General features: G+C 41.5%; 15 protein-coding genes and 1 pseudogene. 5 read left to right on the forward strand and 11 right to left on the reverse strand.

Annotation, left to right across the window (positions count from 1 at the left end; genetic code table 11):
- Window positions 1–58: 58 nt before the first annotated feature.
- Window positions 59–1,258, reverse strand: coding sequence for a PilT/PilU family type 4a pilus ATPase (locus ACP7AK_RS03115; RefSeq protein WP_425878527.1), 1,200 nt, complete (start codon window positions 1,256–1,258; stop codon window positions 59–61).
- 576 nt (window positions 1,259–1,834) lie between these two features.
- Between ACP7AK_RS03115 and ACP7AK_RS03120 the strand changes: the two genes are divergently transcribed.
- Together ACP7AK_RS03120 and ACP7AK_RS03125 are read left to right on the forward strand one after the other, a co-directional pair.
- Window positions 1,835–2,392, forward strand: a complete 558-nt coding sequence (locus ACP7AK_RS03120) for a hypothetical protein (protein ID WP_005262814.1) — start codon at window positions 1,835–1,837, stop codon at window positions 2,390–2,392.
- Window positions 2,393–2,531: 139 nt separating this feature from the next.
- Window positions 2,532–3,866 (forward strand): ISNCY-like element ISAba32 family transposase, encoded by a 1,335-nt coding sequence (locus ACP7AK_RS03125; protein ID WP_159373180.1) that lies wholly within the window; start codon window positions 2,532–2,534, stop codon window positions 3,864–3,866.
- A 617-nt stretch (window positions 3,867–4,483) separates the two neighbouring features.
- Here ACP7AK_RS03125 and ACP7AK_RS03130 read toward each other — a convergent pair.
- The 3 genes from ACP7AK_RS03130 to ACP7AK_RS03140 form a co-directional block, all read right to left on the reverse strand.
- Window positions 4,484–5,533, reverse strand: a complete 1,050-nt coding sequence (locus ACP7AK_RS03130; protein WP_425878530.1) for a 3-deoxy-7-phosphoheptulonate synthase — start codon at window positions 5,531–5,533, stop codon at window positions 4,484–4,486.
- Between the two features lie 521 nt (window positions 5,534–6,054).
- On the reverse strand, window positions 6,055–6,585 hold the full coding sequence (locus ACP7AK_RS03135) for a hypothetical protein (RefSeq protein ID WP_425878532.1): 531 nt from the start codon (window positions 6,583–6,585) through the stop codon (window positions 6,055–6,057).
- A 208-nt stretch (window positions 6,586–6,793) separates the two neighbouring features.
- Entirely contained in the window at window positions 6,794–7,906 is a 1,113-nt protein-coding gene (locus ACP7AK_RS03140; protein ID WP_425878534.1) for an S-(hydroxymethyl)glutathione dehydrogenase/class III alcohol dehydrogenase, read from the reverse strand.
- A gap of 120 nt (window positions 7,907–8,026) precedes the next feature.
- Here ACP7AK_RS03140 and ACP7AK_RS03145 point away from each other — a divergent pair, with 120 nt between their 5' ends.
- The 3 genes from ACP7AK_RS03145 to ACP7AK_RS03155 all read left to right on the forward strand — a co-directional run bounded on the left by ACP7AK_RS03145 (window position 8,027) and on the right by ACP7AK_RS03155 (window position 10,824).
- A complete protein-coding gene (locus tag ACP7AK_RS03145) occupies window positions 8,027–9,583 on the forward strand; it encodes a phospholipase D family protein (RefSeq protein WP_180038459.1) in 1,557 nt (518 codons plus the stop codon).
- 167 nt (window positions 9,584–9,750) lie between these two features.
- On the forward strand, window positions 9,751–10,188 hold the full coding sequence (locus ACP7AK_RS03150) for a hypothetical protein (RefSeq protein WP_425878536.1): 438 nt from the start codon (window positions 9,751–9,753) through the stop codon (window positions 10,186–10,188).
- 159 nt (window positions 10,189–10,347) lie between these two features.
- On the forward strand, window positions 10,348–10,824 hold the full coding sequence (locus tag ACP7AK_RS03155; protein ID WP_071850087.1) for a pyridoxamine 5'-phosphate oxidase family protein: 477 nt from the start codon (window positions 10,348–10,350) through the stop codon (window positions 10,822–10,824).
- A 98-nt stretch (window positions 10,825–10,922) separates the two neighbouring features.
- On the opposite strand, the gene ACP7AK_RS03160 is transcribed toward ACP7AK_RS03155, so the two are convergent.
- From ACP7AK_RS03160 to ACP7AK_RS03190, 7 genes and pseudogenes are all read right to left on the reverse strand, one after another.
- Window positions 10,923–11,507 carry a uracil-DNA glycosylase family protein gene (locus ACP7AK_RS03160; RefSeq protein ID WP_425878538.1) on the reverse strand — a complete coding sequence of 195 codons (585 nt, stop codon included), beginning with the start codon at window positions 11,505–11,507 and terminating at the stop codon, window positions 10,923–10,925.
- A gap of 32 nt (window positions 11,508–11,539) precedes the next feature.
- On the reverse strand, window positions 11,540–12,250 hold the full coding sequence (locus ACP7AK_RS03165; protein WP_004280437.1) for an SGNH/GDSL hydrolase family protein: 711 nt from the start codon (window positions 12,248–12,250) through the stop codon (window positions 11,540–11,542).
- Between the two features lie 215 nt (window positions 12,251–12,465).
- Window positions 12,466–13,525, reverse strand: a pseudogene (locus ACP7AK_RS03170) (fatty acid desaturase).
- Between the two features lie 409 nt (window positions 13,526–13,934).
- The gene (locus ACP7AK_RS03175; RefSeq protein ID WP_425878540.1) at window positions 13,935–14,678 is read right to left on the reverse strand and encodes an SDR family oxidoreductase; all 744 of its coding nucleotides are present in this window, start codon (window positions 14,676–14,678) and stop codon (window positions 13,935–13,937) included.
- Window positions 14,679–14,718: 40 nt separating this feature from the next.
- Window positions 14,719–15,417, reverse strand: a complete 699-nt coding sequence (locus ACP7AK_RS03180; protein WP_071850090.1) for a histidine phosphatase family protein — start codon at window positions 15,415–15,417, stop codon at window positions 14,719–14,721.
- Window positions 15,414–16,535 (reverse strand): phosphotransferase family protein, encoded by a 1,122-nt coding sequence (locus ACP7AK_RS03185; RefSeq protein ID WP_005251968.1) that lies wholly within the window; start codon window positions 16,533–16,535, stop codon window positions 15,414–15,416. The genes ACP7AK_RS03180 and ACP7AK_RS03185 overlap by 4 nt, the downstream gene beginning before the upstream one ends.
- Window positions 16,536–16,586: 51 nt before the next feature.
- The gene (locus ACP7AK_RS03190) at window positions 16,587–17,828 is read right to left on the reverse strand and encodes an acyl-CoA dehydrogenase family protein (protein ID WP_425878543.1); all 1,242 of its coding nucleotides are present in this window, start codon (window positions 17,826–17,828) and stop codon (window positions 16,587–16,589) included.
- Window positions 17,829–17,886: the final 58 nt, after the last annotated feature.

Here is a 17,886-nt window from a genome sequence, read left to right on the forward strand (position 1 = left end):
TAAATAAGATAAATAAAAACAGGCAGAAAATTCTGCCTGTGATTTTTTGAGTAAATGTTTATTCTGACACCGGAGTATTCTCTGCTTCTTTCTCATCCGCTTTTGGATCTTGCATCATGGTGAATTGGGTTGCTTCACTAGCTGGTGCAGTACTGTCCTGTCGGTTACTTTTCAGCTTGATCTGCAGGCGTAACTCATTGGTAGAATCGGCATTGCGCAAGGCTTCTTCATAAGAAATTTCACCCTGGTTATACAGGTCAAATAAGGCCTGGTCAAAGGTCTGCATGCCCAGTTCACGCGATTTCGCCATAATCGCTTTCAATTCGTGGAATTCACCTTTCAAAATCAGGTCAGACATCAGTGGCGTATTTAACATGATTTCAATCGCTGCACGACGGCCTTTACCATCTTGAGTACGAATCAGACGCTGTGAAATGATCGCCTTCATATTGGATGACAAATCCATTAATAGCTGGTTCCGGCGTTCTTCCGGGAAGAAGTTGATAATCCGGTCCAAAGTCTGGTTGGCATTGTTCGAGTGCAGCGTTCCCAGACACAGATGTCCAGTTTCAGCAAAAGCAATCGCGTGTTCCATGGTTTCAGTATCGCGAATTTCGCCGATCAGAATCACATCTGGTGCCTGACGCAAGGTATTTTTCAGCGCATTATGCCAGGAATGGCAGTCCACTCCGACTTCACGATGAGTAATCATGGATTTTTTATGCTTGTGCACATATTCAACCGGATCTTCTACGGTAATGATATGCCCGGCTGAATTTTCATTTCGATAGTCAATCATGGCTGCGAGTGAAGTTGATTTACCGGAACCTGTTCCTCCGACTACCAATACCAGTCCACGTTTTTCCATAATCACATGTTTCAGAGATTCCGGTAATTTCAGCTTCTGGAAATTTGGAATTTCTGCAGTAATGGTACGAATCACCATGCCAACATTAAGTTGTTGTACAAACACATTGACCCGAAAACGGGAAACACCTGGCACGGTGATGGCAAAATTGCACTCAAGTTCAGTTTCAAATTCTTTACGCTGTTTATCATTCATCAGACTGTAGGCAAACAGCTTGGTTTTTTCAGCTGTGAGTTCCTGCTGTCCAAAAGGTTTCATTAAGCCTTGATGTTTAATACTCGGTGGAAAATCAGCCGTAATAAATAAATCTGAACCGCCATATTCCACCACTTTAGTCAGCATGTGATGCATGAATTTTTTTGCTTCGTCCAACAATTCTGCCGTGAACATCTTTTCCCCCGGAAATGCACAACTGCACAAACCTTGATCTTAGATTTATGCCAAATATTTTAATTTGATTGTGCAGCGTTTTATAAATATGCTCAAATATATTTGATTTATAAAGAAAATATTTTTAAAAATTTATGTGATGAACTTCAATAAAAATTAAATTAACCTGCAATATGTATGCTTTTTTAAAGCAACTCTGCTCAAAAAGAAGATTGTCATTTAAATGGTAAAACTCTGTCAGACGATTCATTATTTGTCCTTTACGACATATAGAGTGTCATTTTTTTTCCTTATGATTACCAACTCCCCTATTTTTTATGTACCAATTTCGGTTCTACCATATGCGATAACGAATTATGAAAAGTAGGACAATGTTTATGAAAATTGAACTAAATCGTGGAACTTTGCTCAAATAACAGGCGTGGAACTTAATAAATTATTAAAAAAGCCCGATTCAGCTAAGTTAGGCTTTTTATTTGACTATAAAAATATGATTTATATAAAATAAAATAGAGAATTTCGTATAACGTGTATTATGTTAATTTTAGGAAAACTTAAACGAAATCACCAAAAACTATGAAAAAAAAATCAGCTTTTTTATATTATTTAGATGTTACAGCACCATTTTATTATTTTTATCTTGTACCCACTGTAATCGCATTAGTCATAGTCAGTTTTGATTTCTCATTTCAGGGCTTATTTCCGACCACAATTGACTCTTCGATTTCAAGCCAACATAAGTTTCTAAATGACTATTTTGCAATATGTAATTTTTTCGTGATTGGGCTTATTGTTATTAATTATTTAAGACACCCACTACCAGCCAAATATGTAAGACAAATACGTCAGCATTATGCAACATTAAATAAGAACCAGCAGTCTATCAATGGCTGGCTTGGCATTGTATTTTTCTGTTTTACTTTAGGCCTAATGAACCTGACTTGGTTTATTATTAATGATGAGCCTCTCCCACCATATAAAGAATGGCGCAAAGGCGATACTCTTACCTACTTAAACAGTTTCGCACATCCTTATATTTCTGCTATTGCTTTTAGTTTGCAATATGCCCTCATGGTATTCTTTACATTAATATTTATGAACATATTTGATAATCGTAAATATAGACAAAATTAATATGCTTAGTGCCATTTAACATAATGGCGATTATACGAAAGGCCCTTGTTAGAACCCATTTAAAGTGTCTATATTCTCACCAATAAAAATGTCTGGTTTATGATGGTTTTTATCACCATGGACTGGATATAAAATATAAATGCTGATCACTATGTCTGATAAAGAAATTCAACGTCTTGCAGTTCTGCAAGACGTTAGAGATCATCGTATTACCCAGGTCCGTGCTGCTGAAATCCTGAATCTTTCCACCCGTCAAATTACCCGGTTATTGCAGAAGCTCAATCAAGATGGTGTCTCAGGTATGGCACATGCCAGTCGTGGTCAACCGGGTCATCGTCGCCATGACGTCCTGTTAAAATCAGAATGTCTTTCCATTATTTCTGAACATTTACTTGGCTTTGGTCCTACATTGGCTCATGAGAAGCTCAGCAGCATGTTTGGCCTGCATATCCCGGTAGAAACGGTTCGTCGCTGGATGACTGCAAATGACCTCTGGATTCCTCGATCCAAGCGCCTGAAACGTCCATATCAGCCTCGATACAACCGTGATTGCTTCGGTGAGCTGATCCAGATCGATGGCTCATATCATGACTGGTTTGAAGGTCGAGCTTCCAAATGCTGCTTGCTGGTTTATATCGATGACGCCACTGGAAAGCTGTTGCATCTGCGCTTTTGTGAGGCTGAAACGACCTTTGATTATATGCTTTCAACCCGAGCCTACATTGAGCAATACGGCAAGCCTTTAGCGTTTTATAGCGATAAACACTCGGTATTCCGAGTGAATCAGAAATCGAGCCAAGATAGCCAGATCACGCAATTTGGGCGGATTCTGAATGAGTTAAATATTGATATTATCTTCGCCAACTCACCCCAGGCCAAAGGCCGTGTGGAACGTGCCAATAGAACACTCCAGGATCGCCTGATCAAGGAAATGCGCCTAGAAGGTATCTGTTCAATTGCCGAGGCAAATGCCTGGCTGCCCTGCTTTATTGAGCATTTCAATCAGAAGTTTGCCAAGTGTGCGCGAAACTCAAAGAATTTACATCGGCCATTAACCGAATCTCATCTTGAACTGGATGATATTTTTACCTGGCAGGAACCGCGTAAGGTCACCAAGAATCTGACCCTGACCTATGACAAATGTATTTATCTGCTTGAACCGACAGAGCTGAATCATAAGCTTGTTGGGCAATATATTTCATTTCTGGAGTACCCGGATGGGACTGTGGCCCTCATGCACGAGGGACGAAAGCTCAACTACAGCATTTTCAATAAATTAGCTGGGCTACAGCAGAATGAGATCGTTGAGAATAAACGGTTAGGTACAGTTCTGGCACATATTCAGCAACAGCATGAAGAGTTGGAAAAACAGAATAAACGTTCCCGTCTCAAGAAAAGTATGCCGAGTCGTAAAGCTCAGAAAGCTGTTATTGAACAAAGAAAGTTAAATCCTGTGCTTGACTCTTGTGGTTAAAAACAGGACATTTTAAATGGTTTATCGCATAGACATTTTAATTGGTGAATAACAACCCTTGTAAGTCCAAAATAGAAATATCCGCTTTCAGACTCTGGCATTGATTATGCCACCTAACATTAAAAGTGACATTGGCCATACGTTTTTAGCCAAATTATGCGTTGCCCAGATCCTCAGTATTAATCGGTAGAAAGTGTGCGTGATCTAGACTGCTCAAGCATAGATATTTGAGTACTTTCCGCCTGCAAAACTGGGTTAAGACGATTACTTTTCAATTTGATTTGCAAGCGCAGTTCATTATTGGAGTCCGTATTACGCTTAGCATATGGTGCATAAATTTACGTGCTTCATCGAGCAATTCGGTTGTATACATATCGAGATTCCTGAGATCATGACTGGTCAGCCGTATAGAATGAGCTGGAGCAAGATCTCTAATAAATTATTGTTATTGTTTATTTTTTAATTTAATTATTTTATTCAATTTATAAAATCGTTCTAATCATTATTTTTATTTTCAAACGCTCTGATGAGCTGATTTAAGCATCTGGGAGATGCACTGATCAGCTTCATCCGATTCTGTCTTTCCCCAATCAATTGAGGAAAGACATCATTCAGTTTTAAGCACTACGCTTCAAACCTTCAATTCGTAGTGAGTCAGTCATATTTAACAATAGTTGTTCGGTTTTTTTCCAGCCCAGACATCCATCAGTGACTGACTGACCATAAGTCATTTGCTCAGAAATTTTTTGATTCCCGTCAACAAGATGACTTTCTAGCATTACACCACGAACATTGGTCTGTAAGCGTTCTGCCACGATCTGCTCCAGTACTTCAGGCTGCAGCATCGGATTTTTTGAGCTATTGCCATGACTACAGTCAATCACCAATGCGGGTAAGTCGATCTGATGTTTGGCGCGGATTTTCTCAATTTCTGACAATTGATAATTTGGTCCGCTATTCGAGCCACGTAAAATCAAATGTGCTTTAGGATTACCTTGCGAGTGTAAAATGCATGGCAAACCGGATTGGCTCATTCCCAGGAATTGATGCGGATGAGAGGCAGACTGAATGGCATCCAGAGCAATTTGAATCGAACCGTCAGTACCATTTTTGAAACCAATGCTATATGGCATATGGCTGGAAATTTCGCGATGAATTTGCGATTCGCTGGTACGTGCGCCAATCGCACCCCAAGCTAGTAAGTCATCGAAATAAGCTGTTGCCATCGGGCTAAGGATTTCAGAGGCAATCGGGAGACCCATTGCAATAATTTTGAGGTATAGGTTACGGGATTTTTCCAAGCCCAATTGCATATTGGATGAACCATCCAGATTTGGATCGTAAAGGAAACCTTTCCAGCCTACCGTAGTCCGTGGTTTTTCGATATAAGCACGCATCACTAGGAAAATCTGATCAGATACCTGTGACTGAAGCTGTTTTAATTTTTCTGCATAGTCTAGCGCGGAGGCTTCATCATGAATGGAACATGGGCCGGTGACCACCATCAAACGATGATCCTTGCCTTCTAATATATTTTGAATGGTTTGACGATGTTCAGCGACTTGGCTGGCCAATTGCGGAGACAGTGGCAATTGCTGCTTAAGCTGCTGAGGTAAAATTAAAATGCTTTCAGCATGATGTTGTTGTGATGTATTTGGGATATTCATGACTTTAATCCTGGGACTGGCAATCAGTCCAAACTTTTATTTGAGCGTTATGGGTCTAATCGAAGGTGTTGTGAGTGTCATTAGCTGACTAAAATAAGACCAATAAAAGTTGTTAAAGTATGAATAGTTAAAGTTTGTCATGGCTGTCTCCAAAATATTGTAAAAAATGAAAGGCATAAAAAAACCTGATCAGGGTTGCCGATCAGGTATAAACTGGTGGGCAACCTTTTCATTGCCCAAACGCATTCAGGCAATTAGCTAAACTGCCAGAAATAAAAATATGCGTTTGAAATGATAGGCTGCTTTAACATGTTATGTCTTTCATAAAATGTGATTCTGAAATTAAAATACGCGCTCTGTGATCATTTGACAAGCATTAAATATAAAAAAATATTTATTAACTTTTCTACTTTTATTTATTAATTCATCAAACCGTGAGATGTATCACTAAAATTGGTAAAACCCACAAACCTATTGCAGATTTTACCAAAGAAACTTCAGTTTAATCCAAAGATTAAAAATTAACGTGAAACACGATTCCAGGCATCACGCACTGCAAATTTAGCCTGTTCCCAGTTTAAACGTGATTCGCCTTTCATTTGTTCCCATTTCAGTCTCAAATCAGGTTCTACGTCTTCAAAACGGGTATGGGCATCATAGCTGCCACGGTTTTCATAACCGACTCGGTAGGCCGTATCATAATCACGGTCATAATCCAGATCGCTATAGCTAGTACGGGCATCTGAATAGTATGGCGTATTGATCGAATTATCACGCCAGTAAGCTTGCTCTTCTGTTGGATTTATAGCTTCGCCTACACCTTTACCTGCCAGACCACCAACAACAGCACCGACTACACCACCAACAGCGACACCGACTGGACCGCCTGCAGCACCAATGGCTGCACCTGCCGCTGCGCCACCTGCAGCACCTACACCTGTACCTACAGGATGTGCGCCAGGTTCACCCGTAATTGGATCAGCATTTAAATCATCGCGGACATCTTTAGGCGCATTATTAATTACATCACGATCAAAATTATCATTCGACATAGAGCTTATCCTTATTCTTTAAAATGGTTTTAGCACGTATCTTCATACGTCCTATTTAATATAAGCATCTGGCATGTAATGACATTAGCAGGCGTGTGTTGTTTCAGTGACTCTCTGTGAGGCTTTCATGCACTAATGTATCCTGAATCAAGTGAAAGCCGCATAAAAAAGACCGGTTTAATACCGGTCTTTTTTAGATTAAAACAGCTTAGTCAAAATGAATGACTGTACGGATCGACTTGCCTTCATGCATTAGGTCAAAAGCTTCATTGATCTGACCTAATGGCATGGTATGAGTCACAAAAGGTTCCAGCTGAATTTCACCTTTCATGGATTGCTCTACCATTCCCGGTAATTGTGAACGACCTTTCACCCCACCAAAAGCAGTACCCATCCATTTACGACCTGTGACTAACTGGAATAGACGGGTTGAAATTTCTTTACCTGCTCCGGCTACACCAATAATTACCGACTGACCCCAGCCACGATGCGCACATTCTAGTGCTGAACGCATTACATCTACATTACCGATACATTCGAATGAATGGTCTACCCCCCAACCAGTCATTTCGACGATCACTTGCTGGATCGGCTGATCATAGTCTTTTGGATTCAGGAAATCTGTTGCACCAAACTGTTTCGCCAGTTCAAATTTATCCGGATTGGTATCAATCACAATGATACGGCCGGCTTTGGCCTGACGTGCGCCTTGTACTACAGCAAGACCGATACCACCTAAACCAAATACTGCAACACTGTCACCTTCCTGAACTTTAGCGGTGTTATGCACCGCACCAATACCGGTAGTCACCCCACAACCAAGCAGGCAAACATGCTCATGGTTGGCTTCAGGATTAATTTTTGCCAGAGAAACTTCAGCTACCACGGTATATTCAGAAAAAGTTGAACAACCCATATAGTGATAGATCGGCTCGCCATTATAAGAGAAACGGGTCGTACCATCTGGCATGACACCTTTACCCTGGGTCGCACGCACAGCAACACACAGGTTGGTCTTACCTGATTTACAGAACAAGCATTCGCCACACTCAGCAGTATAAAGCGGAATCACGTGATCGCCCGGTTTCAGGCTGGTGACCCCTTCACCTACTTCAACGACCACACCCGCACCTTCATGACCCAAAATTGCAGGAAATACACCTTCAGGATCTTCACTAGACAAGGTAAATGCATTGGTATGACACACGCCTGTATGGCTAATTTTTACCAGTACTTCACCTGCTTTTGGTGGAGCAACATCCACTTCTACAATTTCTAATGGCTGGCCTGGACCAAACGCAACTGCTGCACGTGATTTCATGTAAAACTGTCTTTTTTTGCTGATTTACAGATGACTAACAGTAACCTCTTTCTATTCGGAGATTCAACTATTAACATCACCAGATAAGGAATAAAAGATCCTATAATTAATGGAACATCAATGACTAAACCTTCGCCCTTTGTATGTTTGAGCATTTTTACTTTTAGCATCATGCTTTCTGGCTGTGAACTGGCTCCCAACACTGCTGAAGAAGCGAAAATCACGCCGGTTCGACCTGCGCACTGGATCGACAATCAACTTTCAAAACAACAGATTAATAGCGGTAAAACGGCTTTCTTGCCGCTCTATGATGGCTTTATGAGTATGGCAGCACGCCTGCACCTGATTAACAAAGCCAAATATCATCTGGATCTACAATATTATATCTGGAAGGATGATTATATTGGCAATATGATCTTGTCCCAATTACTCAAAGCCGCCGATCGCGGTGTCAAAGTTCGGGTCCAGATTGATGATCAAAATGGCACCCAGCTTGATGACAAGCTTCTTGCTTTAAGCCAGCATCCAAATTTTGAAGTCCGGATTTTTAATCCCTATAAATTTCGTCATTTACGTGCGCTAGATTATGGCTTCCGGATGAAAAAGGTTAATCATCGCATGCACAATAAATTAATCATTGCGGATGGCACTGCAGCCGTGACCGGCGGCCGCAATATCAGTAGTGAATATTTTGATGCCAGTGAAGATTTTCAATTCACCGATGTGGATATATTCTTCGCAGGGCAAAGCGTAACAGATGCCAATCAGACCTTTATTAACTTCTGGAATGATGATCTGAGTTATGACGTTCGACAGATCTTGAATGATGCCGGCCATCCTGAAATGCTTAAAAGGCTCAGAACTGAATTTGAACGAGAAGATGTTGACGAAACTGAACTCAAACGCCGGGTGGGCATTGCCGAGAAACAAGTCGAACAACACTTAAAAAAACAACCCATTCACTGGGCGCCGGCTTATTTTGTTGCGGATAGTCCCGCAAAAGCACGCCCCCATGCCAAAAATGGCGATTATATTTATACCCATATGCTCGAACTGATGGGTGAGCCAAAAAAACATCTGGAACTGGTGTCCTCGTACTTTATTCCCACGCAAAAAGGGGCCGACTATTTAACCCGCCGTGCGCAACAAGGTGTGAAAATCAGAATCCTGACCAACTCTTTTCAGGCCAATGATGTGGCTGCGGTGCATGCCTATTATCAGCAATATCGTCAGCAATTATTGAAAAGTGGCATCGAACTCTGGGAATTTAAACCCTACATTGTCCGTCCGGAACGGACCTGGTATGAAATTATGACTGGAGACATCATCCCGGCTAAAAACAAAAATAGCTCCAGTTTGCATGCCAAATTTTTTGATCTGGATGGCATGGTGTTTGTCGGTTCATTTAATTTTGATCCGCGTTCAGCCTATCTGAATACCGAAGTCGGTCTGGTCATTGAATCGGAAGATTTTCAGAAGGAAATCACCAGTGCGATGGATCAGTACTTACCACGCGTGGCTTATCAACTTAAACTGAACGAAAAAAATGAAATGATTTGGCTGGAACATCAAAAAGATGGCCGTAGCATTCAACATTCACATGATCCGGAAACTACAAAATTCCAGCGTTTTATGATGAATCTGGTGACGAAATTTCCCGGTGAATGGTTAATGTAATGACATTGGAGTGACCTTAAAATTACATGCTATGAAAAGCCCGTATTTCGAGAATAGCCGATTAACCTAACTTAGTCCGATCATCTTTTAAAAGGTTTTACAGTCGATTGCGCTTACTTTAGAATTACACTTTTCTCGTATTTTGCGATTGTTCGCCCTCCACTCCCATGCAATTTTTTGATTTAAGCCGTCAGTTTAAGTTCAGTGATATTCTGACGCCTGTAAAAACTCTCCATGATTTATCCCAGCAAGAATGGTATTTGGCCAAAATTCGGGTGGAACATGACTGTCTGTCCGACTCCGATACGGTCGAGGGACAGGTAGTTTTGAAATCCAGTGAAAATATTCAACTTGAACTGGAATGGCTGATTCAGGATAGCGGTTATGAATTACAGGTTTTATTTAAAGGTGTAGAAACCGAAGCCACTGATGAGACCGGTATTATGTTGAAAGGTGCACAACTGGTCGATGAACTGCAGCAAGTACTCTCTGCCCAAGCATTGAGCTTATGGATTGATGGCACTCTTTTGCCGATCTTGCCCGAGATCCGTCAGGAAATTAAAGCACGTTTAAACTTATGGGATTATGTCGAATACGATGGCTAATCGCCGAGTTTTGCATTTTTTAAAGAGCCTATGGGGCTCTTTTTTATAATCTGAATAACGATTTAGATTGATCAAACTGCCGTAGCTTCAGTTTTTTCAGGCAATGCCGAGCTGGGTAACTTGTTATAAAATTTATAAAAATAATAAGAGAATCAAGGCATGATTTCTGATAATGAATGGCAACAGATTCGCCAGGTGGTCGCTGATGCACAACGGGCCGCCATGCATTGCTCTATTGCAACAGTCAACTCCAAAGGCTTTCCTAGTATTACTCCGATCGGAACCGTATTCCTCAACAAAAAGACCAGTACGGGTTTCTTTTTTGATACTTATTCCACTACTTTTTCTGAAAATTTACAGCATCAGCCGATGGCCTGCATACAGGCTGTGAACAGTAGCAAAATGTTTTGGTTTCATGCGTTGCTTAAAGGTAAATTTAAGCGTTATCCAGGAGTACGCTTATATGCAGAAATTGAGCCTTTACGTCCGGCCTCACCTGAGGAAATACAGCAGGTGGATTCGCGTATTCGAGCTTTAAAATGGACCAAAGGTAGCCAGTTAATCTGGTCCAGCTTTCATCATGTCCGGGAGATTAAGATCAATAGCTATCGCTGGGTCGAATATCCAAATATGTGAATAAATACAACCAAAAACTTACAAATAGTAAGTTCATTTCTTATCTGCAGCCCAGAAACTTCTTTAACTATTTTTTCATCTGATTATTGGATTAAATATTAAACCAGACCCACATGTTCAAACATCGTCCGGTAACTTTCGGCTTTTTTCTCCAGAGAAATCGGATAGGCTCGAGAAGATGAAGGCATGCGATATAAATACAGATCACGTCCGACAAAATGGGCCTGGCTAGGTTGACCAATACTCGGCTTTAAAGTCCCTTCAGGCATGGACAGCATCATGGTGTCTGTGGCCTTGTCGCCTGTGGTCATAATATGATTGCACTGCGGCATTTGGCTGAGTAGTTGCTCAATATTGGTAGGTACTACAATTTCCAAAAATTTGTCTGAAGCATTGCCCTTTAAACGCCGGATCTGATAGCCACTATCAAAAATCGCAATCCCCGTTTCTGTTAAAAACTCCCGGATCAATTGTTCCTGAAATTTTTTATTGGGTAGATCTAAAAAGTAATCTTTATTTTCAAAGAAAATCAGTCCAAAAATCCGCCACATATCATTTTGATAGTTTGGATAATAAAAGTTCATTTTCCAGCGTGTGGCAGGTGGCGGAAAACTACCCAACATCAGTAATTTGGCATTGGGCGGTAAAAATGGCGGTAGCGGATGCGTTTCAATATCAGACATAGAATTAACTAAATTGAGAGATTTCAACTATTTTAGAAGGTCTTCCGAATCTTGCCAGCTACTTCTTGTCCCCAAAGTGTATAAACTTCCTTACTCGGATGAAAACCATCTGCAGCCATTTGTAAATTCATGGCACGATACTTCTCAATATCGTATTCAATCCATTGCATATTCACTTGCTGATTCACAAAATTTTCTAGTTGCTGGTTCATCTGTTTAGCATACTGGCCAAATAGCCAGGCTAAAGGATTCGGTAGCGCCGGAAACATATTCATTGGCGGCACACCGGCAGCAATGATCAGTTTCGGACTAAATTTTTGCTGAATTTTACTATAAAGCTGTTCCTGCTTCTGAATCCAAACCTCGACAGGTATCAGTTTGGTCACATCATTGACGCCAACCGACGTGACGATTACATCATAGTGCTGGACTTCTATTTGGTCCAAAGCATGAATTACTTTTGAGCTGGTATCGCCTGTTTTGGCCTGTAATTTCCAGTCAATTTCAAAGTCATCTTTCAGTTCATGCAGAATTGCACCCAGTAATGCGTCATCCTGATGTTCTACTCCTACACCTGCTGCTGCCGAATCCCCTAAAATGAGCAGAGACAGTTTGTTGCCGGTTCCGGTTTGACCTTCACGTGCACCTTCAGGTTCCGGCAGTCTTAGGGTATTTTTCTTGACACGATTACCCTGAATGACAAGTGCAGGAATCAAGGCAATGGTGGCGGCTTTCAGCAACATAGCGGGCTAATTTATATAGGGATATACTTAATTTTACCTGAGTTTATTCTTTTGAACTATTTCCTCAACAGTCATTTTAAATGAATGTTCACCTAAATTTAACTAAGATAGGATTCTTGCAAAATACAGGCTTATACATCTTGCCATTGGGTAAAACATCAAGGATAAATATAAAAAATCCCGCTTAAAAACGGGATTTTTATGACAATCAAAGCTTAGATTTTATAGTCATTCCAGCGATTCATACGCTTAAAAGTTCCCACATCATTAAAACGCACGCCCACTTCTTTCATTACTTTATGCGCCGTTTTGGACGTCAGTTGACGGATATAAAATGGCTCTTTGACCACAAAATGATGAATCGCATGGGTCGAACCGAAATTACAGCAGAATAACTGGAACGGAACCATCCACCATGGATTGAGCACTTGGGTTTGTTTGATCACATCACGTGGATCAATATCGCCATAGTAATGCATATTTGAGCTGACAAACTGCAAGCTAAAAGAACGGATAAAGTTCGGAATCACCCAGATGACTGCCAGCAGATTTACAATCGGCATCGCGTCGACAATGCCTTGCGACCAGAGCATCTCATAACCGAATAGCGGTGAAACTGCATTTAAACCATGAAAGACCACAAACAGGTAGCACAATCCATAGTAAATAATGCTGAGAGGTAAAAAGCCAAATAGCTGAGAAATCATGGCAATTTTACGTTCTTTTTCAGGCTGTTTTTCCAGGAAAAGATGAATCATTTTAATCATCTGAAATGGACGCAGATACACTGACATCAACTGGTCACTAATCACCAGAATTCGGCGAATGCCCCCAAGGCATACCATTACTGATGCCACGTTCTTCCAGGTCATGTTCAGTGCCTGAATATTTATGATGATGCAAATGTAAACGACGACGTGCCCACGGACTGATGGTGTTTGGACGTGCCAACCAGACCAGTGCCAGCATCAGATGATGTGCCCAAGGTGTTTTTTTGAAATACATATAATGAATCAGGTCATGTTCCAATTCATGGGTCAATGATGCAAAAATCGCAATCAAGGGAATGGTAAACCATGCTGAGAGATAACCTGTTCCATATGCTACCGCGCATGCAATCATGCCTGCCCAGGCAAAGCCTAAAATACTCGCACCTATAAAGTTCTGATGTTTGAGTATGGGATAACGAGCACGCACCTCTTCCCCGGCCTGGGTAACGATACTTCTGACCTTGGAGATTCGCTGCTGGTCAGTCATATCCGCAGATGTAGACATATGGACAACCTTTAATTTCTGAACGGTTGTACATTAAAGGAAATTCTAAAAAAGAGAAGTTATCTTTCCACTTTTAGAGTGAGTATGTCTAAGTTTTGGACAGTTTGGAAAAGTTCTTAAAATTGGCGAAAATTAGGAAAAGTAAAAGATGGTCTTTCTCATGAAACGAAAATTTAAAAGTAATTGATTTAATTGCAAATTCATCAATAAAATAAAAATATAATTTTTGATAATTTAAAACTTTATTTTAATAATCAATATATTAGGATTTATAAAATTTCGCTTTTTTGTAAATTCAAGCTATACATTTTTTAGAAAAAAATACTGATTCAGAAATTTTTCTCAGTTTGTCATAAAAAATAAAAAGAGAAGCGCTCTAGCTTCTCTTTTTATAGATCTAAGAGCGCTTTTAACCTAACTTGTTCACCAGTTTAAGTGGTAATACTTTCATGGCTAGACCGAGTGGCAACCAAGGCCATTTCGGCACATAAGCCTTAACTGGTGCTTTTTCAATTTCTGCTGCCAATAAACGCGAACCAGTTTTTTCATCTACTTCAAAAGGTAGCTTTTTTGCCCCTTCATTAATTTCAGTACGAATATATCCTGGGAAAATGGTGGTCACTTTTATTGGCGTACCGATCAATTCAGCTCGAATGCCTTCCGCTAAATGAGCCACGCCGGCCTTACTTGCACCATAAGCCGTTAAATGTTTTGGCATACCGCGCATTGCACTCATAGATGAAATCATCACCAGATGGCCAGAGTTTTGTGCACGGAAGATTTCAACTGCAGCTTCACATTGTGCTAATGCCGAAATAAAGTTGGTTTCAACCGTGGCTTTATTGATAGCAAAATTACCTTTACCAATCCGGCGGCCCTCACCGACACCAGCATTCACAATAACTCGGTCAATGGTGCCAAAGTCTTCTTTAAAAGCACGAAACACTTCAAACACTTGATCGTAATCGGTGACATCTAGTGTTTTGGCAATGACTTTGATGCCATATTGGCTTTCCAGTTCCTGCTTTAAGATTTCCAGACGCTCCAAACGACGTGCACAAATCGCCAGGTTATAGCCTTTTTTCGCAAATTCACGTGCCATACCGGCGCCGATCCCTGAACTTGCACCGGTAATTAAAATTGTTTTAGCCATGTATTTACCCTATTCCTTTATTTTTCTAGCGTATTAGGTTTTAAATCCAGGTCAATAAGTCTGGACGCTGTGCCTTGATAAAATGATGTTCATTTAAACTGAGTAGTTGCGGTTCATTACCCACCAGACGCAGTGTCGTGATACTGGTATTTGTAATCGCCCAGTTTAGGGCAAAGGTTTTCTCCGGGCTCAGCCCTAGAATTTTACCCACTGCCACAGAAATCACCCCACCTGAGGTATAAACTACTGCATAGCGTGGTCGGCTTTTGGACAACTGGTCACACAGATTTTCTAAGCCGCTTTCCACGCGTGCTTTGAAACTTGGCCAAGATTCATCATATTCATGGTGATAATCATCGCCAGTCCAGCGTGCAATTGCACCGCTAAAAATCTTGCTCAGATAATCCCGTGGATTTTCATGTTCTGATACATCCTGTTTCAGCAATTCAGGCTGATTAAAGCGCGGCTCATAACGGGCGAATACCTGCTGATGATTAAATTCATTCCAGGCACTATCGGTCAGAATCTCACTTTCCGGAAAACATTTGTCCAGTGATAATTGCGCTGTCTGTTGATGGCGTTGCATGGAACCAGCCACCACATAAGGCGCTTCTTTCAGGATTTCGTCAAAATAGCGACCCAAAAGCTTTGCCTGTAACTCGCCGTTGGGCGAAAGTTGATCGTAACTTTCTGCGCCAAAAGAGGCCTGGCCATGCCGGATCAAGTAAATGGTTGTCATTTTGGCATTATCTCTTTAAATTTAAGCACATACTTTTGTGCAATCTCATTGGCTTCCAGTTTTTGCTTGCCAATCAGTTTTAAGGCACGAATATGCAAGGCATGAATCACCACCCAAAAATCCTTGAACGCTGGATTATTAGTCTGTTTATGGTAATAACGATAATAGATCTGCTGGGCAATCACCGCGAGACGGAAAATTCCGAACACCTCATAAAACGCCCAGTTTTCCGGTTGCAGGCCGGTTTTTCCCAAGTAGTAATCCACCACTTCTTTACGGGTAAACATACCTTTTAGATTGGTCGGCTGGCGGCGTGTTGCCTTAAAGATGGCATTGTCAGTATCTTCCACCCAATAGGCTAAAGCAGAACCTAGGTCCATGAGCGGATCGCCGAGTGTCGCCATTTCCCAGTCCAGTACGCCAATCACTTCAGTCGGATTTTCCGGATTTAAGATGACATTATCAAAACGCCAGTCATTATGAATCACACAGGTTTTAGAATCTGAAGGAATATTATCTTTAAGCCAGTTGCGCACATATTTAAACGATGGAACATTTAAAGTTTTAGCCTTTTCATAACGTACATCCCAGCCTTCGACCTGACGGCGACAATAGCCTTCACCCTTACCGAGATTTTCAAGTTCAGTTCCTTGATAAGGCACCTGATGCAATTCGATCAGTTTATCAATCACATTGATACATAAAGTCCGGATATCGGATTCAGTAAGCTGCAGCTCAGCTGGCATTTTGGCGCGAGGAATAATTCCTTCAAGCCGTTTCATCACATAGAAATCACAACCAATCACTGATTCATCCTGACAAAGCGCCACCATTTCAGGCACCACCGGATAATGTTCAGACAAGGCTTTTTGTACATGATATTCACGTGCCATATCATGGGCTGATTTGGCTTTGGTACCTTGCGGCGGACGACGTAAAATTAGATCGGCATTGGTATACTGTAAACGGTAGGTCCAGTTTGAAGCTCCGCCTGAATATTGGGTCACTTGCACAGGGCCTTCAACATTCACATTTTGCTGAATTAGCCAATTGGTGATGGCTTGTACATCCAGTTCTTCACCTGCACGAACTGCTCCACCTACATCAATAACCGCCATAATTTTTCCTTAAAATTTTTTAATACGTTGCAATCTTCTATTTAAGCCAGTTTATTTTTTGTGGCGTGTACTGTAGCCACGTTTTGCCAGTTCCAGTTTGGCAATCATGCCCTTATGCACTTCATCCGGGCCATCAGCCAAACGTAAGGCACGTGCCTGGGCAAAGAATCCGGTCAGTGGCGTATCACGAGAGACACCGGCACCGCCGTGGATCTGGATTGCCATATCGACAACTTTTTCCAGCACACTTGGCGCAACGACTTTAATTGCAGAAATTTCAGTCAGTGCCGCCATATTCCCTAAAGTATCCATTTTATAGGCGGCATACAAGGTCAAAAGGCGTGCCTGATCAATTGCAACCCGGGCTTCCGCGACACGTTCCAGATTGCCACCGAGTTTTAAAATCTCTTTGCCAAATGCTGTCCGGCTCATGCCTCGGTCAATCATCAACTCTAAGGATTTTTCCGCAGCCCCGATACAGCGCATGCAATGATGAATACGGCCTGGTCCTAAACGACCTTGGGCAATTTCAAAGCCCTGACCGGCGCCACCAATAAAATTCGCTACCGGAACGCGGACATTTTCAAAGCTGACTTCACCATGGCCATGTGGTGCATCGTAGTCACCAAATACAGGTAGCATGCGTTCGATTTTAACGCCGGCAGTATCCACAGGAACTAAAACCATCGAATGCTGATGATGACGGTCTTTTGTTTCATCTGGAGTATGCGCCATAAAAATAATGATTTTGGCATTTGGATCGCCTAGACCTGATGACCACCATTTACGGCCATTGAGAACAATCTCATCACCTTCCACCATCGCCGTTGCCTGCATATTGGTCGCATCACTGGATGCGACTGCAGGTTCAGTCATACAAAAGACCGAACGGATTTTTCCTTCTAAAAGTGGTATCAGCCATTGCTGTTTCTGTTCTTCAGAACCATAACGCCACAATACTTCCATATTGCCGCTATCTGGCGCATTACAGTTAAATACCACTGGTGCAATCAGGCTACGACCGGAAAGTTCGGCAATATGCGCATATTCCTGAACTGATAAACCCTGGCCAAGCTCAGGACAAGGGAGAAACATATTCCAAAGGCCAACTGCCTTGGCTTTGGCTTTTAAGCTTTCCAGTTCTGCTGGCCATTGCCATTTGGTCCAGTCACTGCCTTGATTCAACTCGTGAATCTGCTGCCAGAAATCAGCTTCAACTGGTTCAATTTCATCAGCAATAAATTTTTTGGTTCTATTTAAATAATCTTGTGCACGTGCTGAAAGCTCAAACATCTCTTTATCCCTCTAAATATTCTAATTCATACACTTTACAACACCTTAACCCAAAACC

This window comes from Acinetobacter sp. TWP2-2-3, from assembly GCF_049896445.1.
Classification (GTDB): domain Bacteria; phylum Pseudomonadota; class Gammaproteobacteria; order Pseudomonadales; family Moraxellaceae; genus Acinetobacter.

What these genes read in the sequence shown, in the direction of transcription:
- ACP7AK_RS03115 (WP_425878527.1), bottom strand. Translation starts at nt 1,258, where the DNA reads ATGTTCACGGCAGAATTGTTGGACGAAGCAAAAAAATTCATGCATCAC.
- ACP7AK_RS03120 (WP_005262814.1), top strand. Translation starts at nt 1,835, where the DNA reads ATGAAAAAAAAATCAGCTTTTTTATATTATTTAGATGTTACAGCACCA.
- ACP7AK_RS03125 (WP_159373180.1), top strand. Translation starts at nt 2,532, where the DNA reads ATGCTGATCACTATGTCTGATAAAGAAATTCAACGTCTTGCAGTTCTG.
- ACP7AK_RS03130 (WP_425878530.1), bottom strand. Translation starts at nt 5,533, where the DNA reads ATGAATATCCCAAATACATCACAACAACATCATGCTGAAAGCATTTTA.
- ACP7AK_RS03135 (WP_425878532.1), bottom strand. Translation starts at nt 6,585, where the DNA reads ATGTCGAATGATAATTTTGATCGTGATGTAATTAATAATGCGCCTAAA.
- ACP7AK_RS03140 (WP_425878534.1), bottom strand. Translation starts at nt 7,906, where the DNA reads ATGAAATCACGTGCAGCAGTTGCGTTTGGTCCAGGCCAGCCATTAGAA.
- ACP7AK_RS03145 (WP_180038459.1), top strand. Translation starts at nt 8,027, where the DNA reads ATGACTAAACCTTCGCCCTTTGTATGTTTGAGCATTTTTACTTTTAGC.
- ACP7AK_RS03150 (WP_425878536.1), top strand. Translation starts at nt 9,751, where the DNA reads ATGCAATTTTTTGATTTAAGCCGTCAGTTTAAGTTCAGTGATATTCTG.
- ACP7AK_RS03155 (WP_071850087.1), top strand. Translation starts at nt 10,348, where the DNA reads ATGATTTCTGATAATGAATGGCAACAGATTCGCCAGGTGGTCGCTGAT.
- ACP7AK_RS03160 (WP_425878538.1), bottom strand. Translation starts at nt 11,507, where the DNA reads ATGTCTGATATTGAAACGCATCCGCTACCGCCATTTTTACCGCCCAAT.
- ACP7AK_RS03165 (WP_004280437.1), bottom strand. Translation starts at nt 12,250, where the DNA reads ATGTTGCTGAAAGCCGCCACCATTGCCTTGATTCCTGCACTTGTCATT.
- ACP7AK_RS03175 (WP_425878540.1), bottom strand. Translation starts at nt 14,678, where the DNA reads ATGGCTAAAACAATTTTAATTACCGGTGCAAGTTCAGGGATCGGCGCC.
- ACP7AK_RS03180 (WP_071850090.1), bottom strand. Translation starts at nt 15,417, where the DNA reads ATGACAACCATTTACTTGATCCGGCATGGCCAGGCCTCTTTTGGCGCA.
- ACP7AK_RS03185 (WP_005251968.1), bottom strand. Translation starts at nt 16,535, where the DNA reads ATGGCGGTTATTGATGTAGGTGGAGCAGTTCGTGCAGGTGAAGAACTG.
- ACP7AK_RS03190 (WP_425878543.1), bottom strand. Translation starts at nt 17,828, where the DNA reads ATGTTTGAGCTTTCAGCACGTGCACAAGATTATTTAAATAGAACCAAA.